We start from the raw sequence: 20393 nt of genomic DNA on the forward strand, positions 1-20393 counted from the left end.
TATGCATGACTATAGAAAACTTGAAAGATATAGTAACAAGGCAATTAGAGAGTAAATACATTTTGGAAGAAAAGGTCTTTGAAGCGAACAATTTTACAGTCTGTATCGCTACCCATATAGAAAATAATCTAGCATATAATCAATTAGTATTAATAAAACATCTTTGTAATGAAAAACCGTCCGTACATATTTGGCACAAGAAAATTAGTATGGAAGCAACAGAATTGGAAATCACAAAAGAAGTGACGGAAGCGATACAAGCGGGTTTCAAAAGAGAAGAATAAGCCCTAAAGAAATTAGGACTTATTCTTCATTAAATACAAATGTTTGTTTCATTTTTTCACCTTCATTTACCGGATGGCCGTTATAAGAGAAATTCTTTTCTTCCCAAGTGATCACAACTTTAAAATTATGACTATTAAAGTCTAATGGGAATACCATGTAGTCAAAGCTTGTATGACTTTTAGAAATATTTTCATTAGGTGTAGTAGGTTTAAAGGTAGCTTTAGAGGTAGGATTGTTATCAAGTATTTCCACAGATACGTTTGATACATCATGACCGATGTTTTTTACGAGTAAACTATACGTATCAAATACACCTTGTTTTGGCTGGATTGCTTGCTTGTTTGAGTTATGAGATTTATCAATTTCGACATACCATTGTTTAGACTTTGACGCAATCGGTAGTGACTGAAATGTGTAAGCACTAGCTTGCATTGGTAGTGCTAAACATATAAGCGTAAAGAGAGTTAATATTTTTCGTTTCATTTTTTGAGAGCTCCCATTCTTTAATGGATTTACTTGTTATTATCCTCTTTTTACGAGTAAATATACCATATAATGTAAAGTGGTTATTGTGAGTAGTGAATCAATATCTTATTCACTACTCTTATAGCTGGCATAATTACGTATGTAGTAAGAAAGAATAAATTTGTTTTTTCTATACTTAGATTACTGCTCTTTTTAAAAGGGCTATTTTTATGTTTTAATAAAAAGAATATACTAAGAGTTCTGTATAAATTATTTATTTTAATGTAGTTAAATGTGCTTATATATGTGAAATTAGAGGAGGAAGCTGTGTAGAGATGTTTCTACACAGCTATTTAGGATATGAAAAAATTACCAAAAATATGTTAAAATAACATTGTCATACAACAAGGGGGATTTGTTTTATGGAAAATGGACATCTTGCTAAAGTAGACTTAACGAAAAAAATTGAATCAAAATCTAAGTACAATAAGAAATTAGAAAAATATCAAAGGCACTTATTAGCATTACAGCAAATTTTGAAAGAAGAAAAAATCGCGGTTATGCTTGTTATGGAAGGATGGGATGCGGCTGGTAAAGGTGGGGCAATTAAGCGGGTGACGGAACATCTTGACCCGCGTGGGTTCCAAGTAAATCCAATTGGAGCGCCTGCACCTCATGAAAAACGTTACCATTATTTGCAACGTTTCTGGCGTAAAATTCCACAGTACGGGCAAATCACCATTTTTGATCGCTCATGGTACGGTCGTGTGTTAGTTGAGCGTGTTGAAGGATTTGCTACAAAGGAAGAGTGGATGAGAGCATATGATGAGATTAATGATTTTGAAAAACTACTAACAGATGACCATTACATAATAGGGAAGTTCTTCTACCATATAAGTAAAGAGGAACAGTTAAAGAGATTTAAAGATAGAGAGAAAAATCCTTTGAAAAGATGGAAAATTACAGACGAAGATTGGCGTAATCGTGAAAAATGGGATGAATATGTTGAAGCAATGGAAGACATGTTTGAAAAAACAAGTAAGCCAAATGCGAAGTGGCATATTATTGAAAGTAACGATAAATTGTATGCTCGTGTGAAAACGTTAAAAATTATTATTTCATTCATTGAGGATTATTTCTTAGAACATGGTATAGAATTGCCTTCTTATTATTATGAAATGAAAGAGGATATCGAAGTTTTGCAAGATGTAGGTGTTAAAGAGTAAAAAAGAAAATGGTCCTGTGAATTGGTGAAACCAAATTATGGGGCTTTTTTATTTAGAAACATTTTACAATTAACAGAATAAGGTATATAATCAATAATCATATTAACATTGTTAATATGATTATTGATTATATACTATGTGGGGGTTTTACTTTGAAGGGAAGAGATGTTGTTTTAGGTTTATTAATGGAAAAGGAATTGTCTGGTTACGATATTAAAATTGTGTTTGAAGACGTATTTACTCATTTTTTTGATGGAAGTTTTGGAATGATTTATCCAACGTTACGACAATTGGAGAATGAAGGGAAAATAAAAAAAGAGGTTGTCATGCAAGAGGGAAAACCGAATAAGAAAATGTACTTTATTACAGATGAGGGGCGTGAAGAATTTTATCAATACATGCAGACACCTGTAGAGAAGGATGTTTTACGTTCGGATTTTTTAATGAGAATGTATTTTGGTAACTATAGTGATGATGTAACAATAAAAAAATGGATTAAAGATGAAATTGAAAGAAAAGAAGCGTACATTGCAGATCTTCGATTGAAATATGAAAAGTGGAGAGTAGGTATTACTTTCGTCGAAGAAATTTCACTAGATGTAGGTATTGCATCGTATAGTGCACAAGTGGAGACTTTGAAGAAAAAATTAGAAGAGTTAGAGGCGAAAGAAAACAATAAAACAGAAGAATGAAAAACGCGTTCACAATAAATAAAGGGGTATATAAAGATGGAGCAATCAAAGGGTATTAAGATTGTCTTTTTAATGTGTCTAGGTATCTTTCTTTGTATGATTGATACGACAATTATGAATATAGCTTTACCGGCAATACAATCGAGTGTAAATACTTCGTTAGAAAAGATGTCTTGGGTATTAAATGTTTATACAATGACGATTGCAGTACTTGCCATTCCGTTAGGGCGGATAGCTGATATCTTTGGAAAAGCAAAGATGTATATTCTTGGTCTGGTGATTTTTGGTGGTGGATCGGCACTTTGCGCTTTTGCTAATACAGGTGATTTTCTTATTTTTTCTCGTTTTATACAAAGTATTGGGGCAGCAATTTTATTTCCAACAAGTATGGTAATTGGTGTATCAGCTATGCCGTTAGCTAAAAGGCATGTTGCGCTTGCAATTTTAGGAGTAACACAAGGATTGTCAGCTGCTATGGGACCAGTAATAGGTGGAATTATTACGCAAAATTTAGGATGGAGATGGGTGTTCTTCGTTAATGTTCCGGTTTGTATAATAGGAATCGTGTTATGTTGCATCATGCTACAAATAAAAAATGAAGAACGTATTATCTCAAAAATAGATTGGATAGGACTACTATTAAGTAGCACAGCAATTTTTTCATTTACTCTCATATTAGTAAAAGGTAATACATGGGGATGGCAAAGTAATATTGCTTTGTCTTGTTATGCAATTAGCACTATTTCTCTTATTCTATTTGTTTTAGTAGAACGAAAGATTCATAATCCAATGGTGAATTTAAAGTTATTTCAAGATCGAATGTTTGTCGGAGCGTCAATCGTTGTTATATTGAGTAATTTATTTTTAATTGGAGTTACTGTATTGCTTCCAACTTTCTTGACGAAACTACAAGGTCGAACGGAAATTGAAGCGGCTTTTTTAGTGACACCAATTTCAGCAATGATATTTTTTGTCTCACCAGTTGCAGCAACTTTAATTGAAAAACTCGGAAAAGTAACTATTATTTTGTCAGGATTTCTTGTTATGGGGCTTTCCTACTATTGGTTGCAAATAATCAATGTTAATTCAACAAATATAGAAATTATTATTCCATGTATGATATTAGGTGTTGGATATGGTTTAGTAGTGGGGCCAATTACAGTTTTAAGTGCTTCTTCATTTGAAGGAGAACTGTTAACTGCTTCTCAAAGTGTTGTATCAATGTTACGACAAGTTGGAATTGTATTGGCGGTTGCAATATTTGTCTCTAATTTAACTCACAATTTAACTGTAAATAAAGAAAAAGTATATCGTTATGCAGAAGAAAAGGTGCGTAATATTCATGTGAATAGTGCTGAGCAAACTGAAATTTTACAAATGACTAAAGAGAAAATAGAGAATCAAAGTTTAGAGTCGAATATAAATAAGAAACAAAATGCAATGACAATGGGATTAAGTAAAGAGAAAAAGGAAGAATTGATTCGCGACAAGACGGATGAAATATTAAGAGAAGTTCCAGTAGAATATAGAGATGTAAAAAGAGAAGAAGTTATGAGGCAAGTGACAAAAGAAGTTGAAAAACAAGAGGAAAGTATAAAGAAAGAGGTACTCACATTTTCGAATGATGTGAATCATTATGCCAAGAATCAGATGGCAATGAGTTTTACAGATTTATATAAAGCAAGTGTGCCAATTATTTTAATTTGTGCTTTCGTAAGTTTGTTGTTTTGGGAAGGGAAAGCTTTGAGTAAAAAGAGAAGGGGAAGATTAGTAGAAGAAGCGTAAAGAAAAACAGGCTGCTATAGCCTGTTTTCCTTACGTTAGTATGAAAAATCTGGATTTAATTCTTTAAATTTATGACTATAATGCCTTTTATTATTAAAACCAACAAAATCAATTCCGACGCAAGATTCTAAATTTCCGTCTACAATCGTAGAATCCACGAAGCTTAAATGTTTTAATTTTTGTAGTTCTTTAATGAATTGTAGATTTCGTATGTTACCACAACTTGATAAGATGAGAGTTTCTAATTCCGTTAAATAGCGCAAATATTCGTGGTTTTTAAGCTTACTGCAATGGTCGAATTCGATGTATTTTAAAGTTGAAGCATTGTTTTCAATTTCATCAATATGCTCTAAATTTCTTAAATAATTGAGTTCTAAATGCTTTAATTTAGGTAATGACCTACATCCTTTTAATGAATTAATGTTCCCTTGTGTAATGCTTAGTTTTTCAATTTTTTGTAAAGACATTAATTCTTCAAGGTTCTTTTGTTTCGGTTTGTATTTCCGAATGTATAGTTCTTTTAAGTTAGGACAAGATTCGAAGCCTTTAATGTTTTTATTACACTGTATGTGAAGTTCCTCTAAATTTGTAAAGCTTTCTAGCTCTGTTAAGTTTAGTGGAACTTGTGGTTCTTCTAGTGATAAAGATTTTAAGTTTTTTAATTTATATAGGGCTGAATAATCAGTAATATATATACTACTAATGTGTAAGCTTTCAATTTGCGGGCAGCGTTCAAGAAAATTAATATGGTGCAAACTATACCTAAGATCATTAATGTAAACATCAGTAAAGTTGTTTGTATTAATGAAGTTTACGTATTCATCCAGTCTGTTTTCATGGATTTGTACTGTGCCATCCATAACTAAAAAGTTTTGTGGTTTCTTTTTGATAGATATTTGTAAAGGATTCATGTATTGAAATATTTCTGTCTTGTTTTCTAAAATAGTTTCAACACTTCTTTTGACAGTTGGAACATTGTCTCTTTGTTTGTAAGCTATTAAGGTTGACTTTATTTCTGACGGATCTGTTAATAAAATTTTTGGAGCCATTTCATGTAGTACATCTTCATTTGCAGGTATACAGCTAACCATTGCATCAAGTGCTATTAAACTTAAAGGGTGTCCTTTTGTTAGCCAAGATTTAATTCGTCTCCAAGTTAGTTGTGATACTGCAGCTAATCGCGCCCAATCGTTATGAAATGATACTGCATGTTCCTCTATCCAATCTAATGTTTCTGAGGATTGAAAAGAATGCAGACAAATGAAGGAAGTGGTCGGAAGCTCACTTTTTAATACTGTTTTTAGCCTTTCTATTACTAAAGGAAAGGCTTCTTCAAATGGTAAACAATAAGCTGCAGCGTGAGAAAGAGGTGCAAGTAAATCTTCATCAAATGCCTTCCACAGTTTTCTTATCCAATCTGAGGCGAATTCTCCTAGTATACATATAACAATCTCAAGTAATCTAGTTTTAATTACACCATTCATTGTGTTTGAAAAGCGATTTATAACAGCATCTAGTACTTCGTTTTGATCGTACCTATTAAGAGCTTCAATTTCTGCTTCTTGAAGAAACCATCTAGTCATGGTGTAATCAAGTAATTCCTCTAAACTAGAGCGAACTTCTTCTAAAGTGGGGACGGGTGTAAGTTTGTGCTCATTCATCTCTAATTTTGGTTGCTTCGCTTTACCATCTTCTTCATAAAAACTATCATGCAAATAATATTTATAAGGTGAGTGAATCATTACAAGGTGGTACCATTCTTTAGGATGTAAAGATAACGAAATAAGACGCTCATGACATTGGTTACATAATTTATAAGGTTGATTTGCTTGATCGGATTCTTCTATTTTATATACTGGATCATGTTTGCAAGCTTCACATAATTCTACTGTTTTTTTCATTGTTTTCTCCTTGCATATTGTGAATATTAGTATTTTTAATATAGCATGGGATAAGTCGAGTATGATTAGAAAGTTTTTTAGAATGAAAGGAAGGAATGGAAAATGCCATTGAATATGTAACGTTATACATAGTACATTAACAAGAGGGATTAATTTTAAAAGGAGGATGGGGAATTGCTAGATAAGGCAGGGGCTTTAATAGATAATCATGTGTACACAGAAGAAGAGCAACAAAAACTATACAAACGAACGTTAATAATCGTCAGCATTTCACAAATGTTTGGCGGTGCAGGACTAGCTGCTGGTATTACAGTGGGAGCACTTCTTGCGCAGCAAATGCTTGGAACAGATGCATTTGCAGGATTACCAACTGCTATGTTTACATTAGGATCGGCATTCGCAGCTTTCATAGTAGGGAAGCTTTCGCAACGATATGGACGCCGGATAGGTCTTGCAACAGGGTTTATAGTAGGCGGATTTGGAGCAATTGGTGTTGTAATGGCAGCTTTAACAAATAGTATTATTCTTTTACTTATTTCTTTACTTATATATGGTGCCGGTACAGCCACGAATCTACAAGCTCGTTATGCAGGTACAGATTTAGCAGATAAGAAGCAGAGAGCAACGGCTGTTAGCATTACGATGGTAATGACGACTTTCGGTGCAGTTGCAGGACCAAATTTAGTAGGGGTAATGGGAAGTTTTGCTCATTCAATTGGAGTTCCTAAACTTGCAGGTCCGTTCATACTATCGGCAGCAGCATTTATACTGGCGGGTCTAGTTCTTTTTGTTATGCTTCGTCCAGATCCTTTGATTATTGCTAACATAATAGAAAGATATAAACAGGAACATACATATAAAGGACAACCAATAACAGAAGAAGCGAAAGAAAATAAACGAGGTATTACAGTTGGAGCAATCGTAATGATACTTACGCAAATAGTGATGGTTGCGATTATGACGATGACGCCAGTTCATATGGGACACCACGGTCACGGTTTAAGTGCGGTAGGACTTGTGATAGGTTTTCATGTAGGTGCAATGTATCTTCCATCTCTCGTTACAGGAATGTTAATTGATAAAATTGGCCGAACTACAATGAGCATAGCTGGTGGAGTGATTTTACTTGCAGCGGGTGTCATAGCTGCGATAGCGCCAAGTGATTCTTTATTATTATTAATCGTTGCTCTGTCTTTACTTGGGCTAGGATGGAACCTCGGATTGATAAGTGGTACAGCACAAATCGTTGATTCCACAACACCGTCTACACGTGCTAAAACACAAGGGAAAATAGATGTTTTTATTGCGCTAGCTGGAGCTTCTGGTGGAGCAATGTCAGGTATGGTAGTAGCGAATTCAAGTTATGCGGCATTGTCATTGGCTGGAGGCGTGTTAGCGTTATTACTTATTCCTGTTGTGATATGGTCTCGAAAAGGGGCAAGAAATTAAATGAAAAAGAGGTTCTAGTTACTGACTAGAACCTCTTTTTATACACTTAAATTAAATTCCACTCTACAATAAGTCCTAAATGCGTAAGTCCGCCACCAAATCCGTATAGTAAAAGTGTGTCTCCGTTATTTAACCTTCCTTCTTTTATAGCTAAATTTAAAGCGAGTGGAATGGTGACTGAAGAGGTATTCCCCATATATTCCACGCTCGTTAATGTTTTTTGTATTGGAATTTGAGATTTTTCGCAAATAGATTCAATCATTCGTAAGTTAGCGCTGTGGGGTATGAACCAGTCTATATCATCTACTTGCATATTTGCGGTATGTATTAAATCTTTTATGCCTTTTGGCACTGTACGTGTTGCCCATTTATATACTTCTCTTCCATTTTGAACGATTTTTTCATTTGTTTGCAGTGGTGTGCCATTCATAGTAGTAGATAAGTTTGTTCTATATAGATGAATGCCGCCATCACCGTTTGTTCCCATGTGAGCAGCGATAAAGCTTGGGGTGTCTTCATCTCTTTCTAATAAAATAGCTCCAGCACCATCACCGAATAAAATACAGGTCGTTCTATCGCTATAATCAGTAACTTTAGATAATGTCTCTGTCGCTACGACAAGTACTTTTTCATGTGATCCAGAAGTGATTAAGCTATTACCGACGTGTAGTCCATATGTAAAACCAGCACAAGTTGCATTTAAATCAAAGGCTAGTGTATGAGGTATGTTGAAGTATTGTTGTATTTGGCAAGCAACACTAGGGAAAACGTAATCAGCAGTAGTAGTAGCGACAATGATACAGTCGACATCTTCTAAGTTTTTCTTATATGTTGTACATAAATTTTTAATTGCTTTAATGGCTAAGTTTGAGGAGTATTCTTCGTCACTAGCGATTCTTCTTTCCTTTATTCCTGTTCTTTGTACAATCCATTCATCATTCGTATGGACCATCTTTTCTAAATCGTTATTAGACAATATTTGATCTGGAACATAAGTACCAATTGCAGTAATACGAGATTTAGAATGCATAGGAACATCTCCTAACTTTTATTTTTTATAACCTGATACTAATATTAGGTTATAAAAATGTCAATAAAGATTTTTGTTGTATTAAAACGATAATACTTAACTTACTATGAAGGAATTTGGCGAGTGCTGTAAAAATAATATACGAGAAGTTTCTAAAATTGATAATTGCTTTTGTTATTTTTATTGTGAGAAAAATTCGCAAAAAATGAAGATTAAAGTAAAAATATAAAGATTTTCTTTAGTATGATATAGGTTGTTAAACCTTGTGAAAGCGAATTACTTATGCTACACTTTATGTAACTTAAAATGAACGGAGGGGCTTCCTTTGATCTTAATCAGATTACGTCTCAATACTTTGTGCCAATAATTGAATAGCGCTCAAAGGCTCTGTCTGTGTACAGAGTGAACGGGATTGGTCTGCCTATTTTAAAGGAACCCTTTATTAAGCTTATATGTGAAAAAGAGGGAGGGACGAATACGCCCTCTTTTTGTTTTGCCTTTATAAATAGAATGGGATTGTATAAGTGAACACTTACTGTGGATACGTATACAATCTTGGGACTTTTTGACTATAAAATAGGATGAAAGCATAGCTTTCTTCTATTTCTTTGGTGAACCCTTATCCGTTTACGAAAACACAGGCAGCGACCTGTGTTTTTTATTTTACGTAATCGAAATGGAGGAATAAATATATGGAAGAAGTATTACAAAGAGCAGTTTTAGTTGGAGTAAATGTAGGTAATGAAGATGATTTTGCATATTCGATGGAAGAGTTAACAAATCTTGCGGAAGCTTGTGATGTAGAGGTAATTGGGCAAGTAACGCAAAATTTACAACGAGTAAATCCATCGCATTATATCGGAAAAGGAAAGATTGAAGAAGTTGCAGCGTATGTACAAGAAATAGATGCGAATATGGTTATCTTTAATGATGAATTATCTCCTTCACAAATTCGAAATTTAGAAGAGGATTTAGATTGTAAGGTAATTGATCGTACCATTTTAATTTTAGATATTTTTGCGCAACGTGCGAAAACGAAAGAAGCACAGCTACAAGTAGAAGTAGCACACCTTCAGTATATGATGCCTCGTTTAATCGGTCTTCGTGAATCGTTAGGGAGACAGAGCGGCGGCGTTGGTACGAAAAATAAAGGTGTCGGTGAAAAGAAGTTAGAGTTAGACCGTCGTAAAATTGAAGAACAAATTTCAGTTTTGAATAAAGATTTAGAAGCGCTCGTTGCCCAGCGTCAAACGCAGCGAAAGCAGCGTAAGAAAAATGAAATACCTGTTGTAGCATTAGTAGGTTATACGAATGCAGGAAAGTCAACGACGATGAATGCAATGCTTGAAATTTATAATGGTACAGAAGAAAAACAAGTATTTGAAAAAGATATGTTATTCGCGACGTTAGAAACATCTGTACGAAATATTGATTTGCCAGATAATAAATCATTTTTATTAACAGATACAGTTGGATTTGTAAGTAAATTACCACATCATCTTGTGAAGGCGTTCCGTTCAACGTTAGAAGAAGTAGCGGAAGCAGACCTACTTATTCACGTTGTAGATTACGCAAATCCAAATTATGAACAATTAATTGATATTACAAATGAAACGTTAAAGAAAATTGGAGTAGAAAATATTCCAACGATCTATGCTTATAATAAATCAGATATGGTAGATGTTGAAATTCCGAAAGTGCAAGAAGATCGCGTTTATTTATCAGCGAAGAAACATGTTGGAATTGAAGAACTTGTAGAAATGATTCGCTCACACATCTATAAAGAATATACGAAGTGTGAAATGTTAATTCCATATGATCAAGGACAGGTAGTTTCGTATTTCAATAATCATGCACACGTTTTATCTACGAGTTACGAAAACGAAGGTACCAAATTACAAATAGAATGTAAGACGAGTGATTACGAGAAGTATAAGCATTTTGCAATTTAATGTAAGAGGCAACCCAGTATGTGATTGGGTTGTCTTTTTTTGTACTGTTTTACCGCTGAAAGTTACAAGGATGCAAGCCAATGACGGGAGTTAAGTTATATTTCTGGAAAAAGAAATGAAAGCAGTATAGAATAGAAATGTTTCAAAAGTCAGAATTTATTACACCTACTGTAATAAATATATATTTTGTACAGAAAGGGGAGATTCACATATGCAGGCAGTTTCACACAAAAAAACTGTAGAAACACCGACAATATATCGAATTTTATTTGCGATTAGCTTTGGGCATTTTTTAAATGATTCGATGCAAGCAGTTGTGCCGGCGTTGTTTCCTATTTTGGAAAAAACGATGAATTTATCCTATATGCAAGTAGGGTGGATTGCGTTTGCATTAAATATGACGTCATCGATTATGCAACCGGTGTTTGGTATGTATTCAGATAAGAAGCCGTCACCATTTTTATTACCACTCGGCATGTTTTCAAGTATGCTTGGAATGATTGGACTCGCGTTTGCACCAAACTTTATTATTGTTATTATTTCTGTTTTATTTATTGGTTTAGGTTCCGCGGTCTTTCATCCAGAAGGCGCTCGTGTTGCGTATATGGCGGCAGGTGCAAAACGAGGGTTAGCGCAAGCAATTTATCAAGTTGGGGGAAACACGGGGAATTCTCTAGCTCCTATTTTTACAGCGCTAATTTTCGTTCCACTCGGTCAAATTGGTTCATTAGGTTTTACAGCATTTGCAGCAGTAGGAATTGTATTATTAATTTTCGTATCGAATTGGTACAAAAATGAATTAGCAACCGGTGCTGTAAGAAGGAAGAAGAGGGCTGCACTTGAGGCGGAAAATGCAATTGTAAGTACACACATTAAATTCGTTATTATACTTCTTGTTTTTCTTACTTTTGTACGCTCTTGGTACGGTGCTGGTATCGGGAATTTCTATCAATTTTACTTAATAGAGCATTACGGTTTATCTATAAAAAATGCCCAGTATTTCGTATTCGCATTTATGATTGCTGGTGTGTTAGGAACTTTCTTCGGAGGACCGTTAGCAGATCGATTTGGTAAGAAAAATATCATCGTATTTTCAATGTTAGGTTCAGCGCCACTTGCACTGTTATTACCACATGTCTCACTTGTGTGGGTCGTACCGTTATTTTTATGTATCGGTTTTATTAGTTCAAGTAGTTTTAGTGTAATTGTTGTATATGCACAAGAGCTTGTACCTGGAAAAGTGGGAATGGTGTCAGGATTAATCGTAGGTCTTGCGTTTGGACTTGGAGCATTAGGTGCTGTAGTTCTTGGGAAATTAGCAGATATATATAGCCTGCAATTTATTATGCTATTATGTAGTTGTCTACCATTAATTGGACTCACTTCATGGTTACTGCCAAGTGATAAGAAAACGATAGAATAGGGGATGCGCTATGAAATTGTGTGAAAACGTTACGGAATTAATAGGAGATACACCTGTCGTCCGATTATCTAAATTTATTCCGGAAGACGCAGCAGATGTGTATGTGAAACTAGAAATGTTTAATCCATCGCGCAGTGTGAAAGACCGTGCTGCTTATAATTTACTTCACGTTGCAGAAGAAAATGGTCTCATCAAACCAGGAGATACAATTATTGAACCGACAAGCGGGAATACAGGGATTGGTTTAGCGATGAATGCAGCTGCTAAAGGGTATAAAGCGATTTTAATTATGCCAGACAATATGTCAAAAGAGCGTATCAATTTATTGAAAGCATACGGGGCAGAAGTAGTTTTAACACCAGCAGAACAAAGAATGCCAGGAGCAATTGCGAAGGCGTTAGAACTGCAAAAACAAATACCGAATAGTTTTATCCCGCAACAATTTGAAAACCCGGCTAATCCGAATATTCACCGTTATACGACTGCGCTTGAAATTTACGAACAAATGGATGGAGAGCTTGACGCTTTTGTTGCAACGGCAGGAACAGGCGGAACGATTACAGGGACCGGTGAAACGTTAAAAGAGAAATTACCAAACTTATATATTGCAGTAGTAGAACCGAAAGGATCTCCCGTTTTATCAGGTGGTGTACCAGGTCCTCATAAACTAGTAGGAACAAGCCCAGGATTTATCCCGAAAAACTTAAATACAGAAGTGTATAACGAAATTATTCAAATTGCAGACGAAGAGGCTTTAACGACAATGAGAAACTTAGCTAGACAAGAGGGATTATTAGTTGGGCCATCTTCTGGAGCATCTGTTTACGCTGCAATCATGATAGCGAAACGTCTAGGCGCTGGTAAAAAAGTTTTATGTATTGCGCCTGATACAGGGGAACGTTATTTGAGTATGGGGTTATTTGAATAAAAATGATAGAAACACCTTAATAGTGAGTAGCTGCTATTAAGGTGTTTGTTTTATGGAATGAAGAGGGGGAGAAGAACAATGAAACTAATAAAACCAATCCATGAATATAGTGAGCATATTACGGCGTATAGACAGGCGTTTTTACACTCAGGGGAACAACCACATGGAAGTAGCTCTTTACAAAATTTTGATTCTCTTGATGAGTGGTTTGAAAAAGTGCGTAAACAAGAACTAGGAGAAAATTTACTAACTAATCGAGTACCATCTAGCCAATTTTTAAGTTTTGAAAAAGGAGAACTTATAGGTTTTGTGAATATTAGACATAGATTAACTCCAGAATTATTAAGGGAAAGCGGTCATATTGGATATAGTGTCCATCCGAATAAACGTCGCCACGGTTACGCTACGAAACAACTAAAGCTTGCATTAGCTGAAGCACAAAAATTAGGATTACAGAAAGTGTTAATAACTTGCGATAAATCCAATATCGGTTCTGCTAAAACGATTCAAAAGGTTGGCGGTGTGTTAGAAAATGAAGTAGTTTCTTCTCGTACTGGTGAAGTTATTCAGCGCTATTGGATAGAAATATGATTAAGTAGGAATTTTAAAAGGTAATGCAAGCTGTAAAATCGAAATAGATAAATGAAAAGTAAGGGGATTACTGCAATTTTAGGAGGAAATGAATTGGGATTAAAAGAGAAAGCAATAGAGATGTCAGGGATTTATAGGCAAAATCCGAAAGTGGAAGCTATTATTTTAGCGGGTTCAGTAGCTAGAAAACTTGAAGATGAACATTCAGATATAGAATTACATATTTTATGGTCAACACCGCCGGAAGATGAGGATCGTAGGGCCCCTATTTATCATATTGATGGGAAAATATTATCGTATCATCCGTATGAGGAAGAAGAATGGTCGGAAACGTATTTAACGAAAGAGGGAATTAAATTAGAGATTAGTAACTTTTTAACAGAGACAGTAGAGAAAGTGATTTCGGATGTGGTGGATCAATATGATATAAGTTATGAAAAACAATGTATTGTATCATCTGTTCATGATGGTGTTAGTTTGTATGGAGAAGGGAAAGTGAATGAATTAAAAGATAGAGTAGCGGCATATCCAGATGAACTAGCAAAACGGATGATTTCAGAAAATCTATGCTTAAGTAATCGTTGGCACAATCGAAAGGCGCTTTTAAAACGGAAAGATTGGCTTATGCTTTATGACGTTATTTGTGAAGTACAAAGGAATGTATTTGGTGTTTTATTTGGCTTGAATAAAATGTACGTGCATCATCCAGCGTTTAAATGGATGCCTAATAATGTGGAACGAATGACTATTAAACCTGAAAAATTATATAAACGTATGGCAGATACATTAATAGGGAGTCCAGAAAATAGTGTGCAGGAGTTAGAGTTGCTAATAGAAGAAGTGTTGCAACAAGTTCATACATACGCGCCAGGAGTAAATGTGGATGAGCAAAAAAATCTATTTTTTATTTTGTGAAATAGAAAACAGTAATAAGGGGGAAGTTATGGGGTTTTTTAATAGGTTTTTTAAAAAAGTTGAAAAAGTAAATGAGCAAGAAGCCACTCTGCATGAATTAAGTGAAGAATTGTATGTCGAATCACCGGTAGAGGAAGCGACTAGTTACTGGGTATCAATGGCACAAAATATAATTGTTAATGCTGTAAAGGCGGCTGACAATGATGTGGAACGTGCTTTCGTATTATTGAATTTGAAGAAAGGTGAGGCTTCATTTGATATTTTTTATCAAATAAATGGGCAATTGTATTTCTGGGATCAGCTAGAAAATGAGACGATAAGAAATAGAATTCAGAACGAGTTGTTACCGCAAGCTCCAGAAGTTTCAAATGCAGTAAATGAGCAATTTCGTGAAGCTGATCACCCTATAATTTCGTTCGCACAATTGCAGTTTGAATGGGAAACGAAAGCCTGGTTCTCACATATAATTTGGGAAGATAACCTTGCTGCTCAATTGCCCAAAACTCAAATTCTAAATGAATGGTTTCGTGTAATTAAAGAAGAAACGAAAAATAGACCACTGGATAGTGATGCGAAATTTTCTTGGTATCCATCAAACTCTTAAAAACTAATACAGATAGAGATAGAGATAGGTTATGTTTCTAGATGATTTTTCTTCTGGAATAAGTATCAATAATACGTAATTCTTTTTCTATTGCCTGTTAGAATTCGTTATGTACTAATCTACTTGTTTTCTAAACTAAAACTTATATTTCAAATTTTTAAATAGATTGTAATACATAAAAATTCAAAATATAAGTTGACACTATTTTTAATGTGTGATAAAAATGATAGTAATCAATTCGGAAAATAATATTTGGGCAATGAAAGGGTATAGTAGTGAATATCTCCCTATTTCAGAGAGCTGATGGTTGGTGTGAATCAGTATATAGATTATTCATGAAGTTCGTCCTGGAGCATCTTTCATAAATCTCGCATTATGAGGAAATGAAAGACGGTAGTTTATACCGTTATCAAATAAAGTGGTGAAGATTGTTTCACAACTAGGGTGGTACCGCGATATTTATCGTCCCTACGTATTTACGTAGGGACGTTTTTTATTTAGGTCCTAACTTTGGTGTGGCTTCATAACTAGGGTGGTACCGCGATATTTAATCGTCCCTACGTTTTTGCGTAGGGGCATTTTTATTTAGGTGGTTTCTTAGTATTCTTCACAACTAGGGTGGTACCGCGATATTTTTGTCGTCCCTACGTATTTACGTAGGGGCGTTTTTTTATTAGGGAGGAAGTGAACGTATTAGAAAAGAGTATTGATAGAACAATATAAATACCGAATTGTAACAAAGAAAAAGAGATAGAGAGGAGATTAATAAATGAATTCACAGCAATGGACATCGAAATTAGGTTTCGTATTAGCTGCAGCAGGTTCAGCAATTGGCCTTGGGGCGATTTGGAAATTCCCCTATATGGCCGGCATCGGAGGAGGCGGGGCGTTCTTCCTTATTTTCATCGGTTTCACATTATTAATTGGTTTACCGCTATTATTAGCTGAATTCGTTATCGGAAGAAGTACACAAAAAGAGGCTGTTGATGCATATAGAGAAATCGCACCAAAAACATTATGGCCATGGTTAGGGAAATTAGGGATTGTAACTTGTTTCATATTACTTTCTTTCTACAGTGTTGTAGGGGGATGGATTTTATTATATTTATGGAATGCAATTACAGGTAGACTATGGGAAGGAAATGGAGCATACGAAGCTACGTTTGGTGAAATCATTTCCAATCCATATTTAGCAGTTGGATCACAGCTATTATTCATTCTTATTACTATTTTCATCGTAAGTAAAGGTGTACAAAATGGTGTTGAAAAAGTAAATAAATATTTCATGCCAGCACTATTCGTTTTATTCTTTGTATTAATCGTTCGTGCACTTACATTAGATGGTGCTGGAGAAGGCGTTCGTTTCTTCTTACAACCTGATTTCTCACATGTAACATCAGAAGTTATATTATACGCAATGGGGCAATCGTTCTTCTCATTATCAGTCGGTGTAGCCGTAATGGTAACGTATAGTTCATACTTACCGAAAGAAGAAAGTTTACCACGTTCGGCATTTTCTATCGTAGCTTTAACTCTTGTTATTACATTACTTGCAGGACTTGCAATTTTCCCAGTTGTGTTCGCATTTGGAATGGAACCATCTCAAGGGCCGGGACTATTATTTATCGTATTGCCAGCTATTTTCAGTAAAATGGCGTTCGGAAAATTATTCTTCATCGTTTTCTTATTACTATTCTTCTTCGCTACGATTACATCAGCAATTTCAATGTTAGAAATTAGTGTTGCATCTTTAACTGCAAAAGGTAAAGGGAAACGCGAAAAGATGGCTTTAATCGTTGGATTATTAATTTTCGTTGTTGGGGTACCATCAGCATTATCATTCGGTATATTAAGTGATCTGAAGATTTTCGGAAAGACAGTCTTTGATTTAGCGGACTATGCAGTAAGTAACGTATTAATGCCACTTGGTGTATTATTAGTTTCTATCTTTGTTCCTTTAAAAATGAAGAAAGATGTATTAATGAAAGAGCTAGGTGTAAGTAAAAATAAAGGCTATAAACTGTTCGTATTATGGTTATTCTTACTTCGCTTTATCGCACCAATTGCGATAATTATCGTATTCTTAAATGTACTTGGCATTATTTAAAAAGAAAGGTAGCGTATCGCTCTATGATACGCTACTTTTTATTTTGCTCTTTTTTGCAGTTCGTTTACTGTTACGAACTGATAGCCCTTCTTAGATAAAGAATCTAAAATACCTTCAATCGTTTTAAAATTTTCATTAGACTCATCATACATAGAATGCAGTAAAATGATAGAACCTGGTTTTACATTTTTATTAACATATTCAATTTTATCAGCCGCAGATTTATAAAAAGTATCGGGCTCAAGATCCCATATAATCGTTTCGATATTATTTTTATTTAAATAATAGGGTAGTCCAATTAATTTTTTTCCGTTAGGGGGCCTAAAATCAATTTCGTCTGTAAATCCTGTTTGGCGGATGAATGAATTCGTTTTTTCTATTTCATCCTTAATAAAAGAAGGTGTTTTGAAAACCATTCTATTATGAGAATATGTATGGTTTCCAAGTTGGTGCCCAGATTGCGCGATAGCTTCTCCTAACGATAAATTTTGCTCTAATTCATTTCCAATTAAAAAGAAAGTAGCTTTAGCGTTGTATTTATCTAGTAGCGGTAATATTTGTTTTACATTGTTAGTAGGGCCATCATCAAAAGTTAAAGCAATCACTTTTTCATTTGTTTCTACGCGTTGTGTTAAATCTCCAAATAATTGAAAGCTTCTTGCGTTCATCAATTTGTATGTTCCGAATAATGCCGTGATAATAAAGAATAGTGTAACAATTGTAATGATAATTTTTTTCTTCATAATGTAACCTCACAATGATTTTTAATTCAGTTAAAAAGTATTATATCAAACTAAGTAATTTCGTGCTTTAAGAAGGGTGTGGATGCAAGGAGAAGGAATTTATCATATAATAAAATGCAAAAGGTATATTAGGAGGTGTTTATATGGCGATTATAATTCAATTGCCAGACACTGCAACGTCTCATGCAAAGCCAAGTATGGAAATGGCGATACTTTGCGTGAGGTAGACAAGTAATATACAATCGCCTATATGAGCTCGTATCATTTTTTATATTTGGCTTTGCACCTTATTGAAATGAACCATAAAAAATAAGGGGCGAGCAGAAATGAAATACGTAAAAGCTAATGCTGTTTTACCAGAGAGTTTAATTACTGAAATTCAAAAGTATATACAAGGTGAAACAATTTACATTCCGAAACAAGAAACGAAACATTATAAATGGGGTACACGATCTGGCGGAAGAAAACAACTAGATGAAAGAAATAAAGCAATTAAAGAAGCGTTTAAAAGTGGGATTGCTATTCATCAACTTGCAGAAGAATATTTTCTTTCTGGGGAAACGATTAAAAAGATTGTGTATTCTAAATGAAGATAAAAGAGTCTAGTTCAATTATTAAATTGAACTAGACTCTTTTTGCTTTGTATCTACTTGATATGAATGGGCATGATAATAGCAATATTGTGCCGTTTTTTTACTAAATAGAATACATAGTATTTGAGTGAAAAGCAGAAAGGTGAACATATATGAATCATATTGGACAAATAACGATAGAGCTTTTAGTTGGATTTTTTGTTCTGTTAATTGCTACGAAAATATTAGGGAAAACACAAATATCTCGAGCTGACGCCATTTGATTTTATTTCTGCTATCGTTCTTGGTGAGCTTGTTGGGAATTCAATATATGACCCTAAAATTAAAGTGTGGTCTATTTTATATTCAGTATTTGTATGGGTGGTTTTAATTTATACTATAGAAGTGATAACACAAAAAATAAGAGGAACAAGAAGGTTTTTTGAAGGATATCCTTCCATTATTATCCGTAATGGAAAGATTGACCGAGAACAATTAAGTTCAAATCATTTGGATATTAATCAATTACAACAAATGCTAAGACAACAAAAAGATATATTTTCAATCCGAGAAGTTGAATATATGATCTTGGAACCTAATGGAAACATAAGTGTTCTGAAAAAGAGCAAATATGAATCTCCGACTATAAATGATTTAAGCTTAAAACATAAGCCTGTATACTTACCGGTTTCATTAATTAGTGATGGAAAAGTAGTGAAAGATAATTTGAGAGAAGCAGGCTTTGATGAAGGATGGCTTTATAAACAAATAAAGCAAAAAGGGATTACTAAATTTGAGGATGTATTATATGCAGAATGGAAAACAGACGATGGTTTCTTTTGTCAGGAAATGAAGCGGTAGAACATAATCGGAGTATGTAATATTTGTTTCTAAGTTATCTTTTACATATCAAAAAGCTGAAGCATTGTATACAATAAGACTAGATCAACAATTTGTATGGAGTGATAAAGATGGAAGCTTTTATTAGAAGTGATCAATACAATTTTATAAAATCACAAGCTTATATTTTAGCAAATGGGCATGCAACGGCAAATGATAGAGGTGTAATTCAAGCATTAAAATCACTTGCAATTGAAAAAATAATACATGTATTTGAAAATTTAACAGATGAACAGAAAGAGTTAATTGATACGGTATTAACAGTTCAAAATAGAGAAGATGCAGAATCATTTTTAATGAAAATAAATCCGTATGTCATTCCGTTTCAGGAAGTTACAGCGCAAACATTAAAAAAATTATTTCCTAAAGCGAAAAAGTTAAAACTTCCTGATATGGAAGAACTGGACATGAAAGAATTATCTTATTTAAGCTGGATTGATAAAGGGTCAAGCAGGAAATTTATTATAGCGAAAAATGATAAAAATAAGTTTGTTGGTCTGCAAGGAACGTTCCAAAGTTTAAATAAAAAGAGCATTTGTTCATTATGTCATGGACATGAAGAAGTAGGGATGTTTTTAGTTGAAATTAAAGGTGATGTACAAGGAACTTTCGTTAAAAAGGGAAACTATATTTGCAAAGATGGTGTAGCTTGTAATCAGAATATGAAATCACTTGATAAATTGAACGATTTTATTGAACGATTGAAGAAATAAAGAAAAAACCTCTAGTATTTAAACTGGAGGTTTTTATTTTTTGAAGAAGTAATAATAGGCTTCTTTTGTAGCTGTAAATTTATAAAAAAAGTCGGGTCATTTATAATGAAAT

Annotated in this window: 18 protein-coding genes, 1 pseudogene and 1 other annotated feature; of the genes and pseudogenes, 15 read left to right on the forward strand and 4 right to left on the reverse strand. The window is 34.1% G+C overall.

Annotated elements, in window-relative coordinates; all coding sequences use genetic code 11:
• Positions 1-5 precede the first annotated feature (5 nt).
• Complete coding sequence (locus tag JFU02_RS28585; RefSeq protein ID WP_061666796.1) at positions 6-284, forward strand: hypothetical protein; 279 nt, start codon at positions 6-8, stop codon at positions 282-284.
• A 19-nt stretch (positions 285-303) separates the two neighbouring features.
• Here the strand turns inward: JFU02_RS28585 and JFU02_RS28590 are convergent, their stop codons facing one another.
• Complete coding sequence (locus tag JFU02_RS28590) at positions 304-768, reverse strand: hypothetical protein (RefSeq protein WP_000823334.1); 465 nt, start codon at positions 766-768, stop codon at positions 304-306.
• Between the two features lie 404 nt (positions 769-1172).
• On the opposite strand from JFU02_RS28590, the gene JFU02_RS28595 reads away from it, so the two are divergent.
• The 3 genes from JFU02_RS28595 to JFU02_RS28605 all read left to right on the forward strand — a co-directional run bounded on the left by JFU02_RS28595 (position 1173) and on the right by JFU02_RS28605 (position 4453).
• Positions 1173-1976 (forward strand): polyphosphate kinase 2 family protein, encoded by an 804-nt coding sequence (locus tag JFU02_RS28595; protein WP_061666795.1) that lies wholly within the window; start codon positions 1173-1175, stop codon positions 1974-1976.
• 152 nt (positions 1977-2128) lie between these two features.
• Positions 2129-2668, forward strand: a complete 540-nt coding sequence (locus tag JFU02_RS28600; RefSeq protein ID WP_000678333.1) for a PadR family transcriptional regulator — start codon at positions 2129-2131, stop codon at positions 2666-2668.
• Positions 2669-2704: 36 nt separating this feature from the next.
• Entirely contained in the window at positions 2705-4453 is a 1749-nt protein-coding gene (locus JFU02_RS28605; protein WP_061666794.1) for an MFS transporter, read from the forward strand.
• A 35-nt stretch (positions 4454-4488) separates the two neighbouring features.
• On the opposite strand, the gene JFU02_RS28610 is transcribed toward JFU02_RS28605, so the two are convergent.
• Entirely contained in the window at positions 4489-6354 is a 1866-nt protein-coding gene (locus tag JFU02_RS28610; RefSeq protein WP_061666793.1) for a leucine-rich repeat domain-containing protein, read from the reverse strand.
• A 174-nt stretch (positions 6355-6528) separates the two neighbouring features.
• Between JFU02_RS28610 and JFU02_RS28615 the strand changes: the two genes are divergently transcribed.
• Positions 6529-7803, forward strand: coding sequence for an MFS transporter (locus JFU02_RS28615; RefSeq protein WP_061666792.1), 1275 nt, complete (start codon positions 6529-6531; stop codon positions 7801-7803).
• A gap of 46 nt (positions 7804-7849) precedes the next feature.
• On the opposite strand, the gene JFU02_RS28620 is transcribed toward JFU02_RS28615, so the two are convergent.
• Positions 7850-8833, reverse strand: a complete 984-nt coding sequence (locus tag JFU02_RS28620; protein ID WP_016513032.1) for a ketoacyl-ACP synthase III — start codon at positions 8831-8833, stop codon at positions 7850-7852.
• 692 nt (positions 8834-9525) lie between these two features.
• Here JFU02_RS28620 and hflX point away from each other — a divergent pair.
• The 7 genes from hflX to JFU02_RS28655 all read left to right on the forward strand — a co-directional run bounded on the left by hflX (position 9526) and on the right by JFU02_RS28655 (position 17353).
• Entirely contained in the window at positions 9526-10785 is a 1260-nt protein-coding gene (gene hflX, locus JFU02_RS28625) for a GTPase HflX (protein WP_000393283.1), read from the forward strand.
• Between the two features lie 211 nt (positions 10786-10996).
• A complete protein-coding gene (locus JFU02_RS28630) occupies positions 10997-12208 on the forward strand; it encodes an MFS transporter (protein ID WP_001149399.1) in 1212 nt (403 codons plus the stop codon).
• A gap of 10 nt (positions 12209-12218) precedes the next feature.
• Positions 12219-13136, forward strand: a complete 918-nt coding sequence (cysK, locus tag JFU02_RS28635) for a cysteine synthase A (protein WP_000762271.1) — start codon at positions 12219-12221, stop codon at positions 13134-13136.
• Positions 13137-13214: 78 nt separating this feature from the next.
• On the forward strand, positions 13215-13727 hold the full coding sequence (locus JFU02_RS28640; protein ID WP_098223186.1) for a GNAT family N-acetyltransferase: 513 nt from the start codon (positions 13215-13217) through the stop codon (positions 13725-13727).
• Between the two features lie 93 nt (positions 13728-13820).
• Positions 13821-14642, forward strand: coding sequence for a DUF4037 domain-containing protein (locus JFU02_RS28645; protein WP_201071947.1), 822 nt, complete (start codon positions 13821-13823; stop codon positions 14640-14642).
• A 28-nt stretch (positions 14643-14670) separates the two neighbouring features.
• A complete protein-coding gene (locus JFU02_RS28650) occupies positions 14671-15246 on the forward strand; it encodes a hypothetical protein (RefSeq protein ID WP_000505542.1) in 576 nt (191 codons plus the stop codon).
• A gap of 250 nt (positions 15247-15496) precedes the next feature.
• Positions 15497-15719: a binding site (T-box leader), on the forward strand.
• A gap of 296 nt (positions 15720-16015) precedes the next feature.
• Complete coding sequence (locus JFU02_RS28655; protein ID WP_001088183.1) at positions 16016-17353, forward strand: sodium-dependent transporter; 1338 nt, start codon at positions 16016-16018, stop codon at positions 17351-17353.
• A 38-nt stretch (positions 17354-17391) separates the two neighbouring features.
• Here the strand turns inward: JFU02_RS28655 and JFU02_RS28660 are convergent, their stop codons facing one another.
• A complete protein-coding gene (locus JFU02_RS28660; protein WP_098838328.1) occupies positions 17392-18096 on the reverse strand; it encodes a polysaccharide deacetylase family protein in 705 nt (234 codons plus the stop codon).
• Positions 18097-18422: 326 nt separating this feature from the next.
• Between JFU02_RS28660 and JFU02_RS28665 the strand changes: the two genes are divergently transcribed.
• The 3 genes and pseudogenes from JFU02_RS28665 to JFU02_RS28675 all read left to right on the forward strand — a co-directional run bounded on the left by JFU02_RS28665 (position 18423) and on the right by JFU02_RS28675 (position 20281).
• Positions 18423-18686, forward strand: coding sequence for a CD3324 family protein (locus tag JFU02_RS28665; RefSeq protein ID WP_000878325.1), 264 nt, complete (start codon positions 18423-18425; stop codon positions 18684-18686).
• 155 nt (positions 18687-18841) lie between these two features.
• Positions 18842-19529, forward strand: a pseudogene (locus tag JFU02_RS28670) (DUF421 domain-containing protein).
• A 110-nt stretch (positions 19530-19639) separates the two neighbouring features.
• Positions 19640-20281, forward strand: coding sequence for a FusB/FusC family EF-G-binding protein (locus JFU02_RS28675; RefSeq protein ID WP_000387068.1), 642 nt, complete (start codon positions 19640-19642; stop codon positions 20279-20281).
• Positions 20282-20393: the final 112 nt, after the last annotated feature.

Origin of the sequence: Bacillus sp. TH13 (assembly GCF_016651175.1) — a bacterium.
Taxonomy (GTDB): Bacteria; Bacillota; Bacilli; order Bacillales; family Bacillaceae_G; genus Bacillus_A; species Bacillus_A thuringiensis_S.